General features: G+C 40.6%; 14 protein-coding genes. 12 read left to right on the top strand and 2 right to left on the bottom strand.

The window, feature by feature from the left end; all coding sequences use genetic code 11:
• The first annotated feature begins 333 nt into the window (after window positions 1-333).
• From HNQ41_RS00345 to rlmD, 12 genes are all read left to right on the top strand, one after another.
• Window positions 334-885, top strand: coding sequence for a VanZ family protein (locus tag HNQ41_RS00345; protein ID WP_184662424.1), 552 nt, complete (start codon window positions 334-336; stop codon window positions 883-885).
• A 187-nt stretch (window positions 886-1,072) separates the two neighbouring features.
• The gene (locus HNQ41_RS00340) at window positions 1,073-1,567 is read left to right on the top strand and encodes a hypothetical protein (protein WP_184662423.1); all 495 of its coding nucleotides are present in this window, start codon (window positions 1,073-1,075) and stop codon (window positions 1,565-1,567) included.
• 754 nt (window positions 1,568-2,321) lie between these two features.
• Complete coding sequence (locus HNQ41_RS00335; protein WP_184662422.1) at window positions 2,322-2,786, top strand: hypothetical protein; 465 nt, start codon at window positions 2,322-2,324, stop codon at window positions 2,784-2,786.
• Window positions 2,787-3,159: 373 nt separating this feature from the next.
• On the top strand, window positions 3,160-4,158 hold the full coding sequence (locus HNQ41_RS00330) for an ABC transporter substrate binding protein (protein WP_184662421.1): 999 nt from the start codon (window positions 3,160-3,162) through the stop codon (window positions 4,156-4,158).
• Window positions 4,155-6,233: an ATP-binding protein gene (locus HNQ41_RS00325; RefSeq protein WP_184662420.1), complete on the top strand. Its 2,079-nt coding sequence runs from the start codon at window positions 4,155-4,157 to the stop codon at window positions 6,231-6,233. The genes HNQ41_RS00330 and HNQ41_RS00325 overlap by 4 nt, the downstream gene beginning before the upstream one ends.
• Before the next feature lie 18 nt (window positions 6,234-6,251).
• A complete protein-coding gene (locus tag HNQ41_RS00320) occupies window positions 6,252-7,607 on the top strand; it encodes a sigma-54-dependent transcriptional regulator (protein ID WP_246421441.1) in 1,356 nt (451 codons plus the stop codon).
• A gap of 239 nt (window positions 7,608-7,846) precedes the next feature.
• Entirely contained in the window at window positions 7,847-8,026 is a 180-nt protein-coding gene (locus HNQ41_RS00315) for a twin-arginine translocase TatA/TatE family subunit (RefSeq protein ID WP_184662418.1), read from the top strand.
• Between the two features lie 37 nt (window positions 8,027-8,063).
• A complete protein-coding gene (gene dsrO / locus HNQ41_RS00310; RefSeq protein WP_184662417.1) occupies window positions 8,064-8,924 on the top strand; it encodes a sulfate reduction electron transfer complex DsrMKJOP subunit DsrO in 861 nt (286 codons plus the stop codon).
• A gap of 30 nt (window positions 8,925-8,954) precedes the next feature.
• Window positions 8,955-10,244: an NrfD/PsrC family molybdoenzyme membrane anchor subunit gene (gene nrfD / locus HNQ41_RS00305; protein ID WP_184662416.1), complete on the top strand. Its 1,290-nt coding sequence runs from the start codon at window positions 8,955-8,957 to the stop codon at window positions 10,242-10,244.
• Window positions 10,237-13,356, top strand: a complete 3,120-nt coding sequence (locus HNQ41_RS00300; protein ID WP_184662415.1) for a molybdopterin-dependent oxidoreductase — start codon at window positions 10,237-10,239, stop codon at window positions 13,354-13,356. Before nrfD ends, HNQ41_RS00300 begins: the two co-directional genes overlap by 8 nt.
• Window positions 13,353-13,952: a TorD/DmsD family molecular chaperone gene (locus HNQ41_RS00295; protein ID WP_184662414.1), complete on the top strand. Its 600-nt coding sequence runs from the start codon at window positions 13,353-13,355 to the stop codon at window positions 13,950-13,952. The genes HNQ41_RS00300 and HNQ41_RS00295 overlap by 4 nt, the downstream gene beginning before the upstream one ends.
• Before the next feature lie 332 nt (window positions 13,953-14,284).
• The gene (gene rlmD, locus HNQ41_RS00290) at window positions 14,285-15,679 is read left to right on the top strand and encodes a 23S rRNA (uracil(1939)-C(5))-methyltransferase RlmD (RefSeq protein WP_184662413.1); all 1,395 of its coding nucleotides are present in this window, start codon (window positions 14,285-14,287) and stop codon (window positions 15,677-15,679) included.
• On the opposite strand, the gene HNQ41_RS00285 is transcribed toward rlmD, so the two are convergent.
• Both HNQ41_RS00285 and HNQ41_RS00280 read right to left on the bottom strand, forming a co-directional pair.
• Window positions 15,676-16,050, bottom strand: coding sequence for a hypothetical protein (locus HNQ41_RS00285; protein WP_184662412.1), 375 nt, complete (start codon window positions 16,048-16,050; stop codon window positions 15,676-15,678). The two genes, rlmD and HNQ41_RS00285, sit on opposite strands and share 4 nt — an antisense overlap.
• Window positions 16,051-16,056: 6 nt before the next feature.
• Complete coding sequence (locus tag HNQ41_RS00280) at window positions 16,057-16,548, bottom strand: hypothetical protein (RefSeq protein WP_221301796.1); 492 nt, start codon at window positions 16,546-16,548, stop codon at window positions 16,057-16,059.
• Between the last annotated feature and the right edge of the window lie 91 nt (window positions 16,549-16,639).

Below are 16,639 nucleotides of genomic sequence, written 5' to 3'. Positions count from 1 at the left end.
CGAATTTCACTCATAACCTTCTGAATTTCGCAAGAGGAGTGATTAAATGGACAAAAATAAGCAGGATACGAATAACAAAAAGAAAAAAACAATAACCCAATAATTGTGCAGGTGGTGTAAACCGCTCTATGGCTGGGGAACCAGGTGCATTATCCCAAGGTGGTTGTTTAACGAAAATCATAACAATCGTTTTAATTATAATAGCTTTTCTTTTAATCAGATTATTAAACTAACAGGCAAGCGTTATGAAATAGGTTGGCGTTGCTCTTGTGGTGCAAACGGTGAGGATAGTTTTGTGAATTTTTAACTTAATTTAGTAAAGGAGATGCGGTAATGGAACAATTATGGAGAGCATTTAGTCAAGCTATCCCACTATTGTTAATTCTGATTCCTTTTGTGATTTTAATAGGATGGCTTTTCTACAATAAAAATGTAAAAAAAGGTGAAACCAAGAAGAAGGCACTTTATGTAGTGATTATAAATAGTTTCTTAATACTATCAATAATTGGAGTTTTATTAGTGACACTTCTTCCGAGACCTGGAGGAGGACAATCCGTTCAATTAGTTCCTTTCCTTAGCATATGGGATACATTGGTCAATTCTGTGCATTACACAGGACCAATTCGGAACATAGGGTTTAATATTCTATTATTCATCCCGTTAGGTTTCTTTCTTACGTTAAAACTTCAATCACAATACAAATTATTAAGAATCACTATAATTGGCATGTTATTTTCTATTGGGGTAGAGTTAGCTCAGTATTTCCTTGCAATCGGAAGAGTCTCTAATATCGATGATGTCATTCTGAATACTTTTGGCACGTTTGTCGGTGTATTAATGGGGTATTTTGTAAAGAAACATTTCGTAAAACCTTACCTAGAGTAAAGGGGAAACTTGGGAGGAACAAGTTAAACTGTCATTATCCTTATGTAGCTAACGGGGAGAATATTTCAATAAAGAGTTACTATTTTTATTGCATTAACTAGCAGGATTGTGGAATAAGGAATTTACATATACTTGTGTTAACAATGTTACGATTAAATCAATGATTTTTGGAGGTTATGAGGTTATAATGAGAAAAAAATTATTAGGTTCTTGTTTGTTTCTTCTATTCTTGTTGATATCAGCTTGTTCGAATAATGAAGATGTGATTACAAAAGCAGTAGAAGAATTGGACTACGATGTACTTGTTCCAAGTTATATACCAGCTGAATTTGAATTAGAAGAAGTTGTTTTTGAAGGTGACTTAGTTCTTCTAAGTTATACTAATGCAGATAACTCTGCGTATATTGAAATAACTCAAAGACAATATGCGAGCAGTTTAAACACAGAAAAGTTACTAGAGTTTACGGAAACTGGTGACGATCCTTATGAAGTCATTCCTCATTTATCATATCTAATGGTTAATAATTATGTTGGTGAGTACAAGGTTAATGACAACTCAGACAACATAAGTTTTCAGTTTATCCCAGCTAGTGCGGAAATCGACTGGCATCCGTTTTATTGGGTTAATTCTGTTGGAATAGATGAGGAAGAATTTCAAAAAGTAATTAAATCATTAGAATAAGAGGTATTAAACGAAGGGAGAGCGCTATCAAAAAGAACCTCTCGCTGCTCTTATGTAGCTACAGAGAGAAGAATTGAAGAAGAACAGCTAACCCTAAGTGTTACAGTTTAAGTATCATAATTAGTCAAGTCAAAAGAAAGTAGGTTGATATATATGAGTAAAGAAGCACGGGGACGTATTTAGTTAGTCGATTTTGTAATGAAAGTGTAAAAAATTATGAAGGCAAGGTAATAAAGTTGGAAAGGATATTCCTTGAGAAAAAACTTAACATTTACCATGATTATAGATTACTGAAACAAGAATGTATGTTCTGGTTAAATGTAGTTTGTAACGATGTGAAGTAGGTGTGTGGTTGACCATCTCTCGACAGAAGGGAGGTGAGAAAATGACAACACAATGATTATTGTACTAACATCAAGTATCGTTCTGATAAGTGTATGGAGATTGATTCTAGAAATCGTTCAAAGAAGCAAAGAAAGTAACTGCCTGCCCCTCCACGAAAGGATAGTAGGTGGTTGCTTTTTCAGTGATCACAACTTCATGCGACATATTGCTGCTTCGTTCTAATATTATTATACATGAATGATAGGAAAAAGTTTTTGCCGTCCTCTTGGGTGTACGGGGATAGTTCGCGCAATTTCTCCCTAAAATATATTGTGATAAATTACCAGTAGCATGTTCTTTAAGGTGTTTGATTTTGGTGAAATATTCGTTTGTTCCTTTAAGTGCATCATCAAGGAGGGATGATTACAATTTGATTACAAATTTGGAAAAGGAGATCCGTCCCCGCGCTTCAGAAGAAAGAACAGAAGGAAATATTTTCGACTTACAACTTGATCAAGCCGATCATTTCCCGGTGTATACAGCAGAAAAAATTAAACACGTAACCATCGAGCGAACAAGAGAAGACATCATTGAAACTCTTAAATCCTATGAGGACGGAAAATACACGCTACGAGCATTTTACAAACATGAAGAAGCAGATGACAAGACAAATCAAGATATAAAAGTTGATGATGTCATGGATTTCATTTCTGAAACGGAAGAACTAGAAACCGGTTCAGTTAAACAATTCAATCAACCAGTGGAAGAAGCAGAACTGCTAGATGTTGACGAATACCCAGCTTTTGTCGTTTTTGATACCGAAGACATTGTATTTGTAACAAATACATTTGCTGATGTGAAAGCATTTTTTGATCAGGAAAGTGGAGAATCATAAAACAAGCCTCTAAGGGGACTTCCAAATCCACGGAAGTTCCTTTTTTTTTTTCGAAAATCTCCCTTTTTACGTAAACTGGCTCGTTTATAACCAAAAAGCCCTGACAATGGACGGTGACACAAGAAACATTGAGTACCTACTAGAGAAAGGCGGCACGATCTCGTGCCACATATTCAATCTCATCGCAACAAGGTGGAAGCGGAGTGATGGAAGAGTATGTTCACTATTTATTACGATAAAATACGTATCAAATTACATTGAAAAAACATTGGTGGAACAATTTGTACTATCACTTCATCAGACAACTTAGGTACAATTGTAATGATAGTTAGCGAAAATAATAAGTAGTGTAATAGATTGAAGGGGGAGAATCGTGAAAAAAATAGGTTTGTTTTTAATCGTTGTGGCCTTTTTACTTAGCTTATATTTTATCACTGTTATATTCGAAGATGATGATCCCATGACAATTGGTGTCCTTTATTCTAGTGATAACAGGGTAGATAAACTTGATGGGCTGAAAACAGGTCTAGTCGATTTAGGGTATGACCTGGATTCATTAAAGTTTACAGCTTTTGAATCAGAAGAAACACCAGAAGGGTTAGAAGAGAATGCAAAGAGGCTCGTAGAAAATGAGGTAGACGTGATAACTTCCTTTGGAGGGATCGAAACGCAAGTCTTGGCAAAGGTAATGGAAGAAAAGAATCAAATGATCCCTACTGTTTTTATAGGAATGGCCGCGCCTAAAGAAATTGGCATCATTAGTGATTTTCGACATCCAGAAGGTGTCTTCACAGGTCTTAGCAACCACCACATGCACCTTTCAGCGAAAAGGTTAGAGTTATTTATTGATATGGTTCCCGATGTAGAAAGGATGATCCTCCTCTATTCTGAAGATATTGATATTAGTAGACATTCATTGCAAGTTGCTAAAGAAGCAGCACAGTTTTTAGGGATTTCTGTGCAACCTTTTCATGTCGGTGAATCTTTGGATTTTAACGCATTGGAAGATGAACTAAAGCCTGGTGATGGGATCATGACACTACCTAGTTTTAGGATTGAGGGACAAACAGATCAAATCGCTGATTTTTCGTTGTACCAAGGTGTACCAGTTATGGGAATGTATGATTACGAGGTTGAATCTGGCTTTCTCTTAGGATATGGCTCCTCCTTTTATGAACAAGGGGTTCAAGCAGCGAGGCAGGTTAGTTTGTTGTTGCAAGGAAATGAACCGAGTGATATTCCAGTAGAACTACCAGATCAAATTTCTTTTTATATGAACGAGACAACCAAGAAGAAGCTTGACGTTGACATGGATAAAAATATGCTGAAGCTGGTTGAACCGTTGCACATGAATGGAGGACAAGGGGGATGAAACAAAAGCTTCACTCCATCCGTTACAAAGTTTTGTTGTTTGGACTGATTATGTCAAGTATCCCATTGGTTCTTATTTCGGGATATTATTTATTGGTCATGTCAAGTCAAGTTGAAGACACTGCGGCCCAATCTCAGAAATTGCGTGTAGAAAGTGTAGCCAGTAGCATCAGTGATCACGTGAATCATATCTTCGAAAGAATGGAGATTGTAGGGAATTCCGTTGCCACCCTAGAGGATACAGGGGTGTATTACGATTTACTCAATCAGCAAGAGTCGATAGATGAAATCGTGCTACTTAATGATACTGGTGACGTTTTACGGCGGGTTTCTCGTTTTAACTTAAATGATACAAATGCCGAACCGTGGCTAGATGATCAAAGTCTTTTAAATGAGTTGAAAGGTGATCAAATAGACCATATATTTTCTGGAGTGAAGTTTAATGAATACGGGCAGCCGTATGTCCACCTTCTCGTTCCAGTTAGTGAGGACTTTGCTAACGCACTCGGTGTGAAACTCCACTTGCAAAAGCTTATCGGTGATGTCTCATCCCATTATTTGGATGGTGACAGTGTCATGTATTTGCGTGATCAGGATGAAAGAATTATCGCACATCAAGATTATTCGAAGCTATGGCAAATAGATGACGGTCAATTATCATCAGACAACACTGGCATCATTACGACAGCTCCGATAGAAGAATTGAATTGGGAGTTAGCGATGGAACAACCACGCAGTGATATGCTTTCTCCTGTGTATGGTATGCTTACAAGAGGTGGGCTGGTCGCCGCGGCGATGATTTTGTTTGGAAGTGTCATCAGTATTTATGCTGGCCTTTACTTTGTAAAGCCGATTGAAAAATTACAAAGCGGGATGCGCTATGTGAAGACAGGTTACTGGCCGGATGAGATGCCTGTTGAGCGACGCGATGAATTCGGGGAACTAACGCGAGCTTTTAATGAAATGAATAAAGAAATTCAACAAAAAGAAAGATCACTCGAACAAGAAAAAGAACGTCTGAGTATCGTTGTAAACAGTATGGAAGCAGGTTTAGCAGTGATAAGAAAAGATTATTCCATCGCTTGGATGAATCCGACACTCAAAGGATGGATCGGAGAACGCTCTGAAGTCCCTTGCTTTCAAATGTTTAGTGATCACAACGACTCCCCTTGTTATTCGTGTCCATTAAGTGAAACGACTTTTGAAAAAATGGACGAAACCCTCACGAAAACAGATGAAAATGGGGAACAGCGCATTTATCGACATCGTGTTTTTCCACTACAGCATACGCTTGAAGAAGGTGAGGAAGCATTGGTTGTTATGGAAGATATCACAGAAGAGAAGCGTTTAGAAGAAAAGCTCATTCAAACAGACAAGTTATCGGCTCTTGGTAGAATGGCATCAAGCTTTGCACATGAAGTGAACAATCCGTTGGCATCTGTCCAAGTATATGCCGAAGATCTCACGGACCGGCTTGAAGAAGATAGAGAAGAGCTGTTAGATAGCGGGGATATGGATCATTATTTACATGTCATTCGAAAAAACATCCATCGCTGTAAAGAAATTACCGCTAACTTGCTCAATTTTTCTCGTCAATCATCATGGAAAATCACGACGTTTTCAGTAGAAGATGTGATGAATGAAAGTTTAATGCTCATGGAGCATAATTTGAAAAAACATGGCATCAAGGTCACTGTAAAAGTTGGCGACCATTTACCTCCATTGGATGGAGATCCGTTGAAAACGAGCCAAGTATTTGTAAACCTTCTTCAAAATGCGATCGATGCGATGAGTGATCAAGCGGATCCACAAATGATGATCTTCATGGAAAAAGTAACTGAAGGCGTCGCTATATCAGTGAAAGATAACGGCTCTGGCATTCCGGAAGAATATATCCCAAAACTTTTTGATCCGTTCTTCACCTCTAAACCTACTGGACAAGGAACAGGGCTTGGGTTATCTGTATGTTATGGGATCGTCGAGCAGATGAACGGAACGCTGGAAGTTGATAGTGAACAAGGAAAAGGAACGACATTTAAGGTTGTTCTTCCAAAAAGCAGATCAATCAATGACTAGAGGAGAAAGGGGGATATGATGACACGTGTTATCGTTGTAGATGATGAAGAAGATTTGCGTGAACTACTCGTGAACCGTCTTAATCGAAGAGGGTACGACGCGGTAGGCGTCCCTTCTGCAGAACAGGCGCTTGAGCGACTGGAGAAGGGAACCTATGATATCGGGATTTTTGATATCAAAATGAATGGAATGGACGGACTTACACTTCTCGAGAAGGTAAAAAACAGTGGAGCAAAAGACATAGAAGTGGTCATGCTCACTGGTCACGGCACGATAGAAACGGCAATTGAAGCAATGAAGAAAGGTGCTTATGACTATTTAACAAAGCCGTATAAATTATCAGAGATGGAAGTGGTTTTGCAAAAAGCTGTTGAAAAGAAGCAGCTTAAAGAAGACCGTGATTCAATGAAGGCATTACTTCATGCCAAAGAGAAGACTTTTAATATTATCGGATCCAGTGAAAAATTGTTACAAGCACAAGAGCTGACCGCCAAAGTCGCAGACTCCGATGCATCGATTCTAATTGAAGGTGAAAGTGGGACGGGGAAGGAACTTTTTGCCAAGGCGCTGCATTATTGGAGTAGCAGAAGGGATGAGGCCTTTATCGCAGTGAACTCAGGTGCGATCCCGGAACAGCTCCTAGAGAGTGAGCTGTTTGGACACGCGAAAGGTGCGTTCACTGGTGCGCAGAAAGAGAAAAAGGGTTTAGTTGAAGTCGCTCATAATGGTACGCTTTTCTTGGATGAAATCGGGGAAATGTCTCTTGATGTACAAGTGAAACTCCTTCGTTTTCTAGAAACTGGCCAATTTCGTAGAGTGGGAGAAGTAAAAGAGCGAGAGATCAATGTGCGGGTTGTGGCGGCTACAAATCGTGATATGGAACATGAAGTTGCTGAAGGAAGGTTCCGTGAAGATTTATATTATCGCCTCCAAGTATTAAAAATCACTGTACCTCCGTTAAGAGAAAGAATGGATGACATCCCAGAGTTGGTATCATTCTATCTTCAGTCACATTCGAAGTGGAGCGACAAAACCTTGTCTAAAGAAGCGATGGAAGCTCTCGTGTCATATGACTTTCCTGGAAATATCCGTGAGTTATTTCATATCGTTGAACGAGGGTGTTTACTTTCTAAAGGTCATGAAGTATCTGCCTCAGATTTGATGCTCCCTACTTCTCCTAAAAAAGAGGTCGCTCAGTCCGACCCTTGTGGTGATGTGGAAAGAACCCTTGAAGAAGTAGAAAAAGAACATATCGCTCATGTATTGGAACATACAGAGTGGAATAAATCTGATGCCGCTCGCATTTTAGGTGTCAGTGTGCGTAATATTTACCGCAAAATTGAGCAGTACAAGCTATCTCCCGATGGTCGCTAAACTTTGTGTCATGACATTATGTCATATGGGGCGTGTCAATTTGTCGCATAGTCATAAAAAATCGCGTTTATCATGTCATGAAAGTGCTGGCTTGTCTGATCAAAAAGAAAAATAAATAAATCGTTGACCCCCTGTTATGGTAGAGTTTCTTAACTTTTTTAAGTTTAGGAAACTCTTTTTTTATTTTTTTGGCACGAATGTTGCATTAAATATAAGTGAGACGAAAGAGGAGGGGTAAGATGTTATCTAATATTGGTATTCCAGGTTTAATACTCATTCTAGTGATTGCACTCATTATTTTTGGTCCAAAGAAGCTCCCTGAAATGGGTAGGGCTGTTGGGGATACGCTCAAAGAATTTAAAAAATCGACAAGAGAATTAACGAGTGATGAAGACACAGAAAAAAAGAAGGAAGAGTAACATTCTTAACTGACTGAAGAAGAGGGGGAAACTGGAAATGGCTACGAAGTATGATGTACTTATAAATAATGGATTGGCAAGCGGATCTGACATCTTGAAATCATCCAAGTATGATACCAATTTAGGTCTAAATATGGCAGAAGACGCCAGACGGTTGTCGGATGGGCTCATCACAGAAGAAGAATTCGTCAACAAATATCAGGAATCCGTAAGTAAAGAATTCAATCAAAAGTTGGAATATCAAGCTGCTGTAGGCAATGATAACACAGGCGTGAAATGGGGCATGGTCATCGACTTAAGAAAATGCGTCGGTTGTGAAACGTGTACTGTTTCCTGTAAGGCAGAAAACAGAACCCCACCAGGTGTGACGTATAACCAAGTGTTTATAGAAGAAGAAGGAACTTTTCCGAATGTGTCACGCACAAATATTCCACGTCCTTGCATGCATTGTGACAGACCGCCGTGTGCATCTGTTTGCCCAGTAAGAGCCACATATAAAGCGGAAAATGGGATTGTCGTGCAGGATTCCGACCGCTGCATTGGCTGTCGGTACTGCATGGTGGCATGTCCTTACGGTGCGCGCTCCTTTGACTTCGGTGAAAACTATGACGAAATGCTAGGTTTTGAAGATATGCAGTCACCGGAACACGGGATGGATAGAGGAGAAAGAGAAGACGGGAAATCTCCGATTGGCACAGTACGTAAATGTAACTTCTGTTTTCACCGACTAGAGCGTGGGGAGGAACCAGCTTGTGTGGAAACATGTATCGGTGATGCTCGCTATTTTGGGGATTTAAATGATCCAGAAAGCACGGTCTCAAAGCTTGCTAGCAGTTCGAGAGCTTTTCGTTTAAAAGAAGAGTATGGCACAGAACCACGTGTCTACTATTTACGCTAAATCAATTTGTTTAATACAGGAGGGGGAACTATGAGTCAATCAGCAGTATCAGAGAAATGTGATACGAATCACGTCTCGGAAGCCACACTAGAAAAACGTTTTAAATTATGGATGGCTGCTCTTATCCTCGCGATGTTCGCAGGAGGCGGTGCCATTCTTTACCGAGCTATAGAAGGTCTGGCAGTAACGAACCTTAGTACATTTGTACCATGGGGAGGATGGGTTGCCTTTTATATCTTTTTTGTCGGTTTAAGTGCAGGAGCGTTCCTGTTATCAACACTCATTTTCGTATTTGGTATGGAACAGTATGAAAGAGTGGGCCGCTTTGCATTGTTTACGGCATTCATATGTATGGTGGTGGCATTGACGTTTGTTCTTCTCGATTTGGGAAGGATGGACCGAGCGTTTAATGCTATGGCTTATTGGAATATTCTCAGTGTTCTGTCATGGGAAGTCCGTTTCTATTTAATTTATATCTTGTTACTTCTAACCGAACTCTGGTTTGCTATGAGAATTGATTTAATTAAACTTTCTAAAGATCGATCAGCTGGTCTTAAATCCAAGCTAGCAAATATCATTCGGTTTGGCAGTGAAGATACGTCAGAGAAGTCAGCGAAAAAAGACCATAGCTGGATGAAAATATTAGGAATCATCGGTATTCCAATTGCGATAATCGGTGTTCACGGGGGAACAGGTACTTTATTTGCGGCAGTTGGTGCACAGCCTTATTGGAATACACCGCTGTTTCCTGTCATTTTCGTCGTTTCAGCACTCGTATCTGGTACAGCATTGTTAATTGCCATGTACGTCATTCAGCGTAAAGTGCGAGGGAAGTCAGTAGATTTGCAGATGATCAAAAGTTTGGCTCTACTTATGATTTTCTTCCTCATTATCGATCTTGGACTTGAGTTTTATGAATTTTTAGTTGCAGGTCTCACCATGAAGCCAGATAAAATGGCTGTCCTCGATGTGATGTTTACGAGTTCAATGTCTTGGTCATTCTGGGGCGTTCAACTTTTCCTTGGAGCGGTGATCCCGATCTATATTGTATTTAGCAAGCGATTCAATCAGTCTGTTAAAGCTTTGACTGTAGCTGCGATCCTCGTTGTGATCGGAATCATTGGTGTTCGTTTTAACATTGTTGTTCCGACACAGGTCGTCCAGTCTATGTATGGTCTGCCTGAAGGGTCTTATTTCCCTAACTGGGTAGAGTGGTTAAGTTCAATCGGAGTTGTAGCGATGGGGTTATTCCTTTATTCCATAGGAGCAAAGTTATTACCGTTGGAAACGCAGGAAGGAGATGTGGAAGATTATGAGTAAAACCGTTTTTGATAAAAGAGTAAACCGCCGTTCATTTGTTAAAGGAGCAGGAATCCTTAGTGCCATCGCGTTTGCCTCACCATTTTTCGGAAGTCCGGTTCGGCAGATCACAAGTGGGAATGTCTGGGCTGATGTCGAACACGGTGTCGGGACGGAAACGGAAGATTACACAGCGGAAGACGTGATTTATACGACGTGTGAACAGTGTAATACGCACTGTACCATTAAAGCTTTTGTAAAAGAGGGTCGCATTGAAGGTGGATGTACGTCTCTCGTTCGAAAAATTGCAGGGAACCCTTATAGTCCGTTAACGATGAAGCCGATGGGCCAAATCGATTATTTGAAACCAGCAGCTGCGGCCGCGCTTGGTGGCGGAAGTGTTGCTGTGGCAGGAAGAGGTCTCCGTGGCGGTAGAACATGCCTGAAAGGGCAAGCGGGCATTCAGACTGCCTATGACGCGTATCGACTGAAAAAACCGATGAAACGTGTAGGGCCACGTGGGAGTGGCAAATGGAAGACGATTTCATGGGAACAGGCATATAAAGAAATCGTAGAAGGAAGCGATGATTTAGGCACACCGGGATTAAAAGAGTTGATCGCTTATGAAGAAGAAGAGAAAGTCATGGGTGATTGGAAAAAAGTGTCCGATGGCGACATGTCACAGGCTCAATTTGATGAAAAATATAAGGATGTCCTCATCGACACAAAGCATCCTGATTTAGGTCCCAAAGTAAATCAGGTCGCCTGCCTTGGTGGAGACCGCAGGCACTTTACGAACACTCGTATCTGGAGTCAAGGGTTTGGTAGCGTGAACTTTGATGACCATGGCGGCATATGCGGAGTAAGTAGTGTAATCGGTAATAATCGTTCATTTGAACACGGAAAGCGTAGAACGTATACCGATATTGATCATATTGAATATATGATGGCGTTTGGTACAAACCCTGTTGTCGCCAATAAAGGTCCAACATGGATGGCTCCGCAGATTACAAACGCAATCGAGCGTGGCATGAAAATGGCAGTCGTCGATTCTCGTATGTCGAAGTCAGCGGAGAAAGCCCATCACTGGATTCCAGTTATTCCAGGGGCGGATGGTGCCTTTGCCCTTGCTATGGGCCGTTGGATAATCGAAAACAAACGTTACGACCACAAATATTTAGTAAATCCGAATAAGAAAGCGGCAGAAAAAGACAACGAACCGACTTGGAGTGATGCGACGCATCTCGTTAACCTAAGCGAGCCGAATAAACAGAAGCTCCGCGCTTCCGATTTAGGAATCGGTGCCGAAGATGAGTACGTTGTTTTCAAAAATGGGCAGCCTCATGTTTCGACAGACGTTGATGAAGCGGACCTAGAAGTGGATACAGTCATTAATGGGATTGAAGTGAAGTCTACTTTCTCACTTTATAAAGAAGAAGTGATGAAGCATACGCTTGAAGAATATTCAGAGATTACGGGTATTGACGTAGCGATGATTAAAGAAGTGTCCAAAGAGTTCACGTCTTACGGTAAAAAAGCGGCAGCATTTGGTTACCGCGGGAATGCGATGCATACGAACGGCTACTACAGCGTACGTGCAATGAACATCCTCAACCATCTTATCGGGAACTATGACTGGAAAGGTGGTAGCATTTCAGCAGGTGCTGACTATAGTCCGTTTGGTGGAGTGTATGACTTGGATACTGTACCTGATGCGCGAAAGCCTTGGGGGACACCAATCACTCGTAAACAATCTAACTATGAAGAGAGTACATTATTTGATCGTGATGGTGGGTATCCAGCTCTTCGTCCTTGGTTCTCAGCGACAGGGAATTCATCACATGAATTGATTCCGAGTGCAGCGGACGAATACCCTTACGGATTAAAAGCACTGTTTATATACCGAATAAATCCTATCTTATCTTTCCCGAATGGACACGTATACCGTGACATTATGAAGGATGAGAAGAAAATCCCACTATTAGTTTCACTTGATATTTCAGTCAGTGAAGGAGCGGAACTATCGGACTATGTCTTGCCTGATCTGACTTATTTAGAGCGTTACGGTCAAGAAACGATCTACCCGAATCAGCTTCATCGATTAAGTAGTATTATGCAGCCAGTAACACGTGTAGTACCGGATGCGAAAGCAGTAGAAGATGTGTTCATTGATATTTGTAAAAAACTAGACCTTCCAGGTGTTGGAGATCATGCCTTTACTGATGGAAGCTCATTGAATAGTTATGAAGAATATTACATGAAGATGGCCGCTAATATTGCTCATAACGAAGATCCCGTTCCTGATGCAGATCAAGAGGAACAGCAAATCTTTGTTAATGCAAGAAAGAAAGCTTTAAAAGAATACTTTGATCTAGACCGATTGAAAAAAGCGGTGAAACCTGAAGAATGGGCCAAAGTTGTTTATGTTTTAAATCGAGGTGGGCGCTTCGAGGAACCAGGAAGTGAATATATCAATGGTGGTCAGCATGTGAAATATCAGTATGGAGGTCAAGCGAACTTCTATGATGAGGTAACGGCTCGTAATAAGCACTCATTCAGTGGTGAGTTTTACAGCGGTATTCCAGTATATGAACCGATCAAAGAATACGACGAAAGTGAATATGACAAATCACTGCCGCTAATTATGACAAACTGGAAAGCAAAGCATATCGGAACGCACAGGGCGATTTCTAATGCGTGGCTACGTGAAATTCGCGAAGATAACCCAGTATGGATGAACGGACGTGATGCAAAAGCGCGCGGGTTGAAAAACGGAGATAAAGTGAAAATTACAGGTAGCGATTATGAGGCAGAAGGCCGTGTGATGGTTACAGAAGGGATCCGCCCTGGTGTTGTTGGAAGCAGTTATAACTTCGGTCACACCGCATTTGCGTCTTCTCCGATTAAAGTTAATGGCAAGTGGACAGGAGCTGCTTCGGAGTATGGCCACACAAGTTATGAATTTGCAGAGCCGAAGAAAGAGTCCGGATTGTATGCGAAAGGGAGAGACACAGGCTTTTCGGCAAACGACATGTTAAGCATAGATCCAATTCTGAAAAATAACGGTTTGTTTGATCCGATTGGAGGTTCTGCGGCTCAACTTTATGCAAAAGTAGAGGTGAAGAAGGCATGACAACGATAAATTATGCGGATGAAGAACGGAGTTTTCTTTACGCCGCATTTGCCAGGATGCTGTATGGTGAGACTGAGTTTTTGAAAGAACTTGCTGAACAAGACTTAGAAGCGTTTGAGCAGTTTGATGAGAAGCTTATCAAACTGCTCAAAGAGGCCGCGAATGTACCAGAAGAGGAGTTAGCATTTCAGTACGAGAACCTTCTCTATATTCCTGGGCATTATTATGCACCTCCGTTTGCTGCGCAGTATCTTTATAAAAATGATCCAGAAAAAGAAGAGCAGTTGCTACGAGAAATTGCTTCATGGTATGAGGTGTCGGGATTTAAGTCGTTCGTCGAAGCAAGCGATTTTAAAAATGACCATCTCGGTCATCTGCTCATGTATCAACATTATCTACTGATGATTAAAGCAGAAGCCGGTGAAGAGGAAAAACAAGAGATCGAGCAGGTTCTGCAGCGTACTTTAGTAGACGTGTTGAATCCAGTGTTCGGCCAGTTCGAACAGAAAGTATCGGATAAAATGAAAAAGGGCTTCTATTTAGATGCGATTCAGTATATCCACGAGTTTATCGATGACGAGATTCAAGCCGTTTGAGTGATTAGTTGTTAGAAAGAATAGACGTTGCAGAACATAAAGCAGGGTGTTCCTGCTAAACTGGGAAATGTAGTTCCCGTATATTACAACCTAGTAAGAAATAGCTTCACAAATCAAATGACAAATAACGAGGTGAATGCATCAGTGTCACACTGTTGTGTTCACCTTTTTCATGTTCGTCGTAGATTACGAGATCCCAACTGTCAATAAATCCAAAAATGATTGTATTCCCATTCGCCCCTTCGTCCGTTATAATTGGAAGAATGCGAAAAAATATTTACCGAAAACATTTCAGGTTTGTTCCTTATATATAGGAGTTGTCGAAGGAGGAAATGAGAGTGACTGCAGAAACAATGAATGCAAAAATTCACGCACTAGACCATAAAGGCTCAGGACGAGCGGAAGTTTGGCGTGAAAATGACAAAGGAAATCTAAAAAAACTTCGCTTGACGATACCACAAACTCTTCCTGGAGAAGAGGTGTGTGTCACAGTTGATCAGCCGACGAAAAAGAGTTGGCGCACGATGCCAGATGAAATCTTAACGACTCATAAAGAAAGAGTCGACCCACCTTGTCCTCATTTTAAGAAATGTGGCGGTTGTGTATGGCAACACTGGTCCTATCGCGGCCAATTAGCAGAAAAAACCGACTATGTAAAACAAGCGATTGCATCCCAAGGATTTGACCCAAACCTTGTGTTCAATACGATTGGTATGGATGAGCCTTGGCACTACCGTAATAAGATGGAGTTTACGTTTGCACCAGACGGTTCATTAGGTCTTCATGAACAAGGGAACTTTAGAAAAGTCATTCCACTTAAAACGTGCTTAATTGCCGGTAATGACATGGTTGCCGCTGCAATGGAAGTGGCTGAATGGGTGAATGAATTCCAATTAAAAGGATATGACAAAGACGAACACGTTGGTTTACTTCGTCATCTAATGGTTAGACAGTCATTTGCGACAGGTGAAATCATGCTAGGTGTTTTTGCGACAGAAGCACCTGATGGCGAGTTAAAAGAAGCGGTTGACAACTTGGTGAAGCGAATTTCAGACAAGTTTTCACAAGTGAAAAGTATCTTATGGCTTGAAAATAGAGACTGGGCCGATCGAGCGCAGGCTGAAAAAACACATCTATTAGCTGGTCGTGACTTCATTTATGATGAGATGGCAGGCTATCGTTTCCGCCTTTGGTTCGATACATTTTTCCAAACGAACCCAACCCAAGCCCAGAAGCTCGTCGATATTGCCATCGACATGGCAGAGCCGAAAGAAACGGAGAGAATGATCGACCTTTTCTGTGGCGTCGGAACGTTCTCTCTACCGTTTGCCAATCGAGTAGGAGAGCTTGCAGGTATTGAAATCGTCGAGAGCTCGATTGAATCAGCAAAGCGAAACGCGACTGAAAACGGCATCGACAACACAACCTTTTTAGCCAAAGATGCTAGAAACGGGATTGATCAGATGCTAGAAAGTTTCGGCAGCCCTGAATTACTACTATTAGATCCACCTCGATCCGGAGCAGGTGGAAAAGTGATGCGTAGAATTGGACGCGCGAAGCCGGAGCGCATTGTTTATGTATCATGTAACCCAGATTCATTTGCGACAGATATTAAAGAGTTAGAAGCCTTTGGCTATGAATTACAACAAGTACAACCTGTGGATCTATTCCCGCAGACGGTGCATGTGGAGTGTGTGTCGCAGTTAGTTTTACGCGACGAAGATTAATTAAAAAGGATTGAATGCCTGTACTTGATAATTGGTGTGCCGTCCTTTTTTACATCAATCCGTTCAACGAGGTAATGTAACATTTCGTTCGTTACCTCTTCGAATGGAAAGAAGCGGTGAAGGACTTTTTTTACCTTTTCAATTTCTTCGCTAAAATCATTAACTTGGAGTGTAGCTTTTAGCTCACTCTTTTTTACGTTTAATTCATTAATTTTATTCTGGGATTCATCAGCAACTTCAACGAAAAGGTCAACTCGCTTAAGGGTTGACCTTTTTATGTACCTAGGAAAGAGTAAATCGATATGATGAAAAATAGACAACTTATATGTTAATGTTTTATTTCTTATAAATTCCATCAAGAATATTGCCATCTTTTACTACCTAAGGTGTTCTAATATTTGGAGTGTCCTTAGGAATGGGTTACCCAAGTCATTTTTTTGGTTAGCTGCGACTTCTCTCATTTCATCGATGCAACTTGTGTAATCCTTATTGATGATGAGTTCTAAACTATCTATTTTATTAAGTTCATTTGTCATATAGCCTTCAGGAACATAAGGGGACCAGAACATGTAAGTGATACTTGAGAAATCACTTAAAACTTGTTCAGCATAATCTTTTTGAGCTTCATGTTTTTTGGATATTTTCTCAACGGTTTTTTTGTTGTTTCCATAAAGTAATCCTCGTATATGTGTCGTAACCTCGCATAAGTAAGCTGATTTGTTTTTAAAATCCAAGCCAACAACATCCATTTCGCTTAAACCTTTTAATCCTCCACCAGGTAAGCGGACATTGTAGTCGACAAAGTCACACTCTTTAATCACTTTTAGGTAGCCGCCTACGATATATTCCCCAATGTCAGTTTTTATCAAAATACTCCCCACCTTATTAGATATAAATTACTTATTGCCATAAACTTTAATTTATCTTTCCATATTATAACACGAATGAATTTGTCAAAAA

Origin of the sequence: Texcoconibacillus texcoconensis, assembly GCF_014202575.1 — a bacterium.
In the GTDB taxonomy this organism is placed as follows: domain Bacteria; phylum Bacillota; class Bacilli; order Bacillales; family Salisediminibacteriaceae; genus Texcoconibacillus; species Texcoconibacillus texcoconensis.
Note: the sequence above shows the minus strand (reverse complement) of the source record. Positions and strands in the feature narration are given on the sequence as shown.